Origin of the sequence: Vibrio caribbeanicus ATCC BAA-2122 (genome assembly GCF_000165125.1) — a bacterium.
Lineage (GTDB): Bacteria > Pseudomonadota > Gammaproteobacteria > Enterobacterales > Vibrionaceae > Vibrio > Vibrio caribbeanicus.
The window spans coordinates 1-4,843 of the sequence record NZ_AEIU01000028.1; the positions used below are offsets into that span (position 1 = coordinate 1).

The window sequence follows — 4,843 nt, forward strand, 5'->3', positions numbered from 1 at the left end:
CTTGTTCATGAACACGATGATGTAAGGGATACCAACCTGACGGCCTAGTAGGATGTGCTCACGAGTTTGTGGCATTGGGCCATCTGTCGCAGCAACAACTAGGATACCACCGTCCATCTGTGCAGCACCTGTGATCATGTTTTTAACATAGTCAGCGTGTCCTGGACAGTCTACGTGTGCGTAGTGACGAGTTGGAGTGTCGTACTCAACGTGAGATGTAGCGATTGTGATACCGCGCTCACGCTCTTCTGGAGCGTTATCGATAGATGCGAAGTCTTTCGCTTCACCGCCGTACACTTTAGCAAGTGTTGTACAGATTGCAGCAGTTAGAGTTGTTTTACCGTGGTCAACGTGGCCGATAGTACCAACGTTTACGTGCGGTTTAGTACGTTCAAATTTTTCTTTAGACATTATTTGTCCCTCTAGGTACAGATTTAGGTGGCTTGAAAGACCACGTAACCAAAAATTATTGGTAATAAATTTTATATCAAAAGGAAATACATCTTAGAGCTGGTGCTGATAGGCAGACTCGAACTGCCGACCTCATCCTTACCAAGGATGCGCTCTACCACCTGAGCTATATCAGCACTCAAAATAGAGTGGAGCGGGCAGCGGGAATCGAACCCGCATCATCAGCTTGGAAGGCTGAGGTAATAGCCATTATACGATGCCCGCAACACGTAACTCTGAGAGCTATTTCCTAAATAATATGGTGGAGGGGGACGGATTCGAACCATCGAAGGCAGTGCCAGCAGATTTACAGTCTGATCCCTTTGGCCACTCGGGAACCCCTCCAAATTTTTTATTCCAAACACTCTAAGAATGAATGGTGCCGACTACCGGAATCGAACTGGTGACCTACTGATTACAAGTCAGTTGCTCTACCTACTGAGCTAAGTCGGCATAAGTGGTGCGCATTCTATTGAATGATTTTCTGCCTTGCAATAGAAAAATCAAAAAAAAGTTCATTTTTCTTCGTAATATTGTTATTTGTTGAAAAATCGACCAATTTAACACCAAGAATTCATTTAATCTCTAAGGGAAAGTTTGCAATATTTATTAGTTGTTGTATTTTCGCAGCTCACATATGTACACAAGTTAGGATGACTATGACTCCATATCTCTCATTTAGCCGCCAACAATGGTCAGAATTACGAAATTCTGTTCCTATGACCTTGTCAGAAAGTGACTTAATTGAATTGCAGGGCGTTAATGAGAGCCTAACAATGGAAGAAGTGGAGGAGATTTACCTACCGCTGGCACGCCTACTTAACCTCTATGTTGCGGCAAGACAAAGCAGAAATTCGGTGCTCAATAAATTTCTCGCCAACCCTAATAGCGCCCCCCCATTTATTATCGGAATCGCTGGTAGTGTGGCTGTTGGAAAAAGTACCACTGCCCGTCTTCTCAAAGCGTTACTATCCAGATGGGAAAATCACCCCAAGGTTGAGTTAGTAACTACAGACGGCTTCCTTTACCCCAAAAAAGTCCTCGATAAAAAAGGACTCATGCACCGAAAGGGGTTTCCTGAGTCCTATGATACTCGAAAGCTGATTCAGTTTGTGTCTGATGTTAAAGCATCCAAACGCAATCTCGAAGTCCCTATTTATTCGCATCTGAGTTATGATATTACTGACGTTGTTCAAGTAATCGATAGACCCGATGTATTGATAATTGAGGGGCTAAACGTTCTTCAAACTGGTGTAGATTATCCCCAAAACTCACAGCAAGTTTTTGTTTCAGACTTTCTTGATTTTTCACTCTATGTTGATGCTCCAACAGATGTAATAGAGCAGTGGTATGTAGAGCGTTTTTTACAATTTAGACAAGGAGCTTTCACCCAACCGGGCTCGTATTTTAATCATTACACCCAACTTACAGAAGGCCAGGCTGTATCAAAAGCACATGAAATTTGGCAATCAATTAATGGCATCAATTTAGATGCCAACATACTCCCAACCAAGGGGCGTGCGCATCTAATTCTTGAAAAAAACAAAGACCATCACGTAAGCAAGGTATTTTTACGTAAATAGGGAAACACGCTTATCCTCTCCCCTATTTTTCATCAGTTAAGCACTTTTTGAAAGCAATCCCTATCCATATCTCGAACATTAATTGTAAGGCTATGTACGTCCGTTGCTTGCTGCTCTAATACTTCCATTAATGTGCGTGTTAGCTGACGCTTTTGTTCTGCTGTCCTTCCGGACAACAGCTCAAATTGAATATGAATAAAATCAGCATCGTCTTCTTGTTCACCTATTAACCATGTGTGATAGCGCAATGCTCTTGACTTAACAGACGAACGCTCAAATAACCCTGAGTTCATCGTCGCCTGATGAAGATCTTCTAGTAGTCCTTGGATATTAATCCTCTCGTCCACAGAGTTGGAATATTCCATCACTAGGTTAGGCATTGGTTTCTCCTTTTCATTGTTTATTTCTTTATATTAATACCAGCAACGCAAAAAAATTCCGATTCAGGCAATATAAAATTGCCATATCGATCAATGATCTTTCAACACTCTCTAAATAGCGAGTGAATAAATACTCTCTAACCACTTTTCGACATAGCCATTATCATGATTTAACGCGCTTAATCTGTTATATTCTTACGAAGTTTTTTTACATTCATAGAAATTAACGGAGATATCCTTATGCGTCGTCCTGTAGTGATGGGTAACTGGAAGTTAAATGGTAGCAAAAATATGGTCACCGAACTGATATCAGGTTTGAGTCGCGAGCTCCAAGGCGTCGAAGGTGTCGACGTTGCTATTGCTCCCCCAACTTTATATCTCGATCTTGCAGAGCGCATGTTAGGCGAGAGCTCAAGTAACATTATCTTAGGAGCTCAAAATACGGACCTCAATAACAGCGGTGCATTTACCGGAGACACTTCTCCTGAAATGCTCAAAGACTTTGGAGCCAGTCATATTATCATTGGGCATTCTGAGCGTCGTGAGTACCACAATGAATCAGATCAATTCGTTGCGAATAAATTCAACTTTCTCAAGCAAAATGGACTAACTCCTGTTTTCTGTATCGGCGAGTCTGAAGCACAAAACGCAGCAGGTGAAACCGAAACAGTTTGTGCTCGTCAAATCAACGCTGTGATTGATTCTTTCGGTGTAGAAGCCTTTGAAAATGCGATTATCGCCTACGAACCAATCTGGGCTATCGGTACAGGTAAAGCGGCAACAGCAGAAGACGCACAGCGTATTCATGCTTCAATTCGCGCCCTTATTGCCGAGCAAAGTCAATCTATTGCTGAGCAAGTAATTATCCAATATGGTGGTTCTGTTAAACCAGAGAACGCGCAAGCATACTTCTCTCAACCCGATATTGATGGTGCACTGGTCGGTGGCGCGTCATTGGATGCGAAAAGCTTTGCAGAGATTGCTAAAGCAGCAGCAAAAGCAAAAGCTCTGTAGCCTATCCTAACCGACAAAGAGATCAGTATCTCGCTGGTCTCTTTGTGCTTATGGCTTCTATCGATTACTCTGTATTTCTTTTTATCTCAGTAGCGACAAACTATGCAGGACAAACATGGTCTTTTGACAGGCTCAATTCCTCTCGTACTGCGTCAAATGACAGTTCCGATGACATTTGGCATGGTTGCTATATTTCTCTTTAATTTAGTCGATACTTTTTTTGTTTCCATGTTAGGCACCCAAGCTCTAGCTGCGATCAGTTTTACATTTCCAGTCACTTTCACCATTAATAGTATCACCATGGGTATCGGGATCGGGATCTCAACCCAGATTGGTTACCTCATGGGTAGAGCAAGGAACAACAGCGCATCGAGTATCGCCACCCATGGTATTTTACTCGCTGTTGTCATCGTCAGCCTAACATCCATGTTGGGGCTTATCACCCTAAAGCCCCTTTTTATAGCTTTGGGGGCTGAACCTGACACTTTGTTTATGATTCATCAATATATGAGCATATGGTATTGTGCTGTACCGCTATTAGTCATTCCCATGGCTGGGAACAGTGTTATAAGAGCTACAGGAGACACAAAGACTCCCGCAAAAATTATGATTTTATCAGGAGTGATTAATGGTGTACTCGACCCTATCTTTATTTTTGGGTTTGGGCCAATTCCTGCTTTGGGCATCAAAGGAGCAGCACTGGCAAGTGCGATAAGCTGGCTCGGAGCATCGTGTTATGCTGTTTATATCTTGGTTAAGCGTGAAAAACTTATCATCATACCCAACGTCAATTCTTTTTGGCGTGACAGCTCAAAACTACTCAAGATATCAATACCCGCGACTTTATCTAACACGTTAATTCCGATTTCAGGTGCCATATTTATCGCTGTATTGTCACAGTACGGTACAGAAGCTGTTGCCGCTTTTGGTGCCGCTCAACGGATTGAATCAATTTTATTACTCGTATTGATGTCTCTGACCTCTGCATTAACGCCGTTTATTGCGCAAAATATGGGGGCCAATAATCCAAGTCGAAGTTTTGCCGGCTTATTTATGGGGATGCGATTCGCGATTATTTTTCAAACCATTATTTTTCTAATGATAGTGCCTTTGAGTACTTATATCGCCTCACTATTTTCACAAGATGTCAACGTTAAAACATTCCTCTGGCAATATTTGCTCTGTGTTCCATTGAGTTATGGATTTCAGGGGGTAATGATGATGTTAGTGTCTGGACTAAATGCTTTAAAGAAACCCATTAACGCTTTCTTATGGAGTTGTGCAAGACTCTTTATTTTCATGCTGCCATGTGCACTGATTGGGAGTTTTTTATATCAAGTGAGTGGATTATTTCTCGGTATTGCTGTCGCCAACATCCTTGGCGGAATCACCAGTTACTGCTATGCAATAAAGCTT

Annotated in this window: 5 protein-coding genes and 4 tRNA genes; 3 read left to right on the plus strand and 6 right to left on the minus strand. The window is 42.1% G+C overall.

From position 1 onward, the window contains the following. The 5 genes from RH40_RS03195 to RH40_RS03215 form a co-directional block, all read right to left on the minus strand. The coding region (locus RH40_RS03195; protein ID WP_009599891.1) for a GTP-binding protein at positions 1–411 on the minus strand (411 nt) is incomplete at its 3' end. A gap of 100 nt (positions 412–511) precedes the next feature. Then, positions 512–587, minus strand: a tRNA-Thr gene (locus RH40_RS03200). 13 nt (positions 588–600) lie between these two features. Next, positions 601–675: transfer RNA gene (locus tag RH40_RS03205), tRNA-Gly, on the minus strand. 35 nt (positions 676–710) lie between these two features. Continuing rightward, positions 711–795 (minus strand) — tRNA-Tyr (locus RH40_RS03210). Between the two features lie 32 nt (positions 796–827). Further along, positions 828–903: transfer RNA gene (locus tag RH40_RS03215), tRNA-Thr, on the minus strand. 206 nt (positions 904–1,109) lie between these two features. Between RH40_RS03215 and coaA the strand changes: the two genes are divergently transcribed. After that, the gene (gene coaA / locus RH40_RS03220; protein ID WP_009599892.1) at positions 1,110–2,033 is read left to right on the plus strand and encodes a type I pantothenate kinase; all 924 of its coding nucleotides are present in this window, start codon (positions 1,110–1,112) and stop codon (positions 2,031–2,033) included. A gap of 32 nt (positions 2,034–2,065) precedes the next feature. Here coaA and RH40_RS03225 read toward each other — a convergent pair whose 3' ends face one another. After that, a complete protein-coding gene (locus tag RH40_RS03225; RefSeq protein WP_009599893.1) occupies positions 2,066–2,413 on the minus strand; it encodes a 5-carboxymethyl-2-hydroxymuconate Delta-isomerase in 348 nt (115 codons plus the stop codon). Between the two features lie 240 nt (positions 2,414–2,653). Here RH40_RS03225 and tpiA point away from each other — a divergent pair, with 240 nt between their 5' ends. Then, positions 2,654–3,427 (plus strand): triose-phosphate isomerase, encoded by a 774-nt coding sequence (tpiA, locus tag RH40_RS03230; protein ID WP_009599894.1) that lies wholly within the window; start codon positions 2,654–2,656, stop codon positions 3,425–3,427. 102 nt (positions 3,428–3,529) lie between these two features. Next, a partial coding sequence (locus tag RH40_RS03235; protein WP_009599896.1) for an MATE family efflux transporter occupies positions 3,530–4,843 on the plus strand: 1,314 nt, incomplete at its 3' end.

Bases quoted from the DNA above. Each gene is read 5' to 3' on its own strand.
- RH40_RS03225 (WP_009599893.1), bottom strand. From the start codon at position 2,413: ATGCCTAACCTAGTGATGGAATATTCCAACTCTGTGGACGAGAGGATT.
- tpiA (WP_009599894.1), top strand. From the start codon at position 2,654: ATGCGTCGTCCTGTAGTGATGGGTAACTGGAAGTTAAATGGTAGCAAA.
- coaA (WP_009599892.1), top strand. From the start codon at position 1,110: ATGACTCCATATCTCTCATTTAGCCGCCAACAATGGTCAGAATTACGA.